This window comes from Ruminococcus flavefaciens ND2009 (genome assembly GCF_000621785.1).
In the GTDB taxonomy this organism is placed as follows: domain Bacteria; phylum Bacillota; class Clostridia; order Oscillospirales; family Ruminococcaceae; genus Ruminococcus; species Ruminococcus flavefaciens_C.
Genome location: NZ_JHXI01000030.1, coordinates 1 through 1,786 on the forward strand (window position 1 = coordinate 1; position 1,786 = coordinate 1,786).

2 protein-coding genes are annotated in these 1,786 nt (G+C 33.3%); both read right to left on the reverse strand.

The window, feature by feature from the left end; translation table 11 throughout:
• The coding region (locus T488_RS17265) for a condensation domain-containing protein (RefSeq protein ID WP_037297474.1) at positions 1-1,469 on the reverse strand (1,469 nt) is incomplete at its 3' end.
• Positions 1,470-1,491: 22 nt separating this feature from the next.
• Positions 1,492-1,786 (reverse strand): hypothetical protein (locus T488_RS19845; RefSeq protein ID WP_037297477.1); only part of this gene is annotated, 295 nt, incomplete at its 5' end.

Genomic DNA, 1,786 nt, shown 5'->3' on the forward strand with positions numbered 1-1,786 from the left:
GTCTTCTTTACCTGCTCTTCAAACAGCTCTGCTACTGTCTTTTCTCTCGGATACTCTGTCTCCGTTGCATTGAAATCATTCAGTATAAGAGATCTCTCGCTCGATGTCACAGTATCCAGTTCACTGACTTCAGCACCAGGTTTTTCTGCTATCTCTTCGCAGATCTTTATAAGTCTATCAAGGATTATCTGTACTTCGTTCTCACAGTATATGTTCGGATTATACATGAGTTTGAAGCCCAACTTACCATCTGTTTCAAATCCCGATACTGATAAATCATAATTTGTCTGTTCTCTTACACTTTCAACCTCCATAAGACTATCTGTATCATCTATTGATCCATTATTGTCATCAAATGAATAATTCTCAAATACATATATTACCTTTATCAGATTTGAACCCTGTGGAGTTTTGCTCTGTATTTCAGCCAGAGAACAATAATCATAATTTGTACTCTCTGCGCCCTTTTCCTGCTGAGTTTTTAGAAGGTCGGAAACAGTAGTTTTCTCATCTACAGTTACTCTGACCGGTATTGTATTGACAAAGAGACCTACGATGTCTTCTATTCCTTTGATAGGTGCATTTCTTCCTGATACTACCTTGCCGAATACAACATCCTTACTTCCTGAGTACTTCTGAAGCAATATACCTACTGCGGTTTCGGCTATAACGTTGATAGTTGTATCATTTTTCTCTGATATAGACTTCAACTTATTTGTTGTATCTGAGCTGACCAGACCTATTTTTTCTTTTACCTGTTCCTCAGTTGATTCAGGCTTTATTGTTGGCTTTATTTCTGTATTGTTTTCATAGCCTTCAAGTTCACTTATCCAATAATCGATTGCTTTTTCTTTATCCTGTTTTATTAACCATTTAACATAATCGCTGTACGAATATTGTTGTTTTAATTCATTTTCAACTTGTGCTGATATGTCTAAAAAGCTCTCGCCATTCAATAATCTTACACAGTAAGATGAAAATTCGGAATACAGTTTTGAAAAGCACCATCCATCTATTATAATATGATGAATTGTCCAGATAAGCCTGTTCTTATTTTCAGGAGTAATTATGTATTTAACTCTAAGTAAAGAATCTTTTTGTAAATCAAAACCTCGTTTTATATCGTTTTGGGCAATTTCCTTTTCCTCATAATTCAATTTATCAATTGAAATATCAGACAGATCTATTATCTCAGTTTCAATTTTTCTTTCTTTTAAAACGATCTGCTGAGGAACTTCAATTTTATCATAAAAAAACAGTGTTCTTAATACCTGATACTTTTTTGAAAGTAATTTCAGTGCATCTTCGATAATTGAAAAAGTTATCTTCTTATCAACTTTACTAACATTCTGAAGCACATAACTTGATGACTGCAAGTCATATAAACTATGAAAAAGCATACCTTCCTGAAGCGGAGTCAAAGAATAGATGTTTTCAATTTTATTATTAGCTGTTATCTTTTTTTCCATTATGATTATATCCTCCTGATCATCAAATTAAATCCAAGAAACTATTTATTTCTTCTAAAGCCTCGACTGTTATATTATCAGAATCAAAATCAGAAAGTGTCATTTCTTCCTCATTGTATGATTCGCAGTAATCAATGAGTTGTTCTACACACTTCTCAAATTCTTGTGTAAGTTCTGTTATGAATTCCTGTCCGTATTCCACAGTCTGGCTGAAAATGATGAACTTTAATTTCCCATCTATTACGCTGCCATTTATTACTATTCTGTCATTTGTCTTGTTTTCTGGCGATATATCATTACCTGTACTATAATTGCTT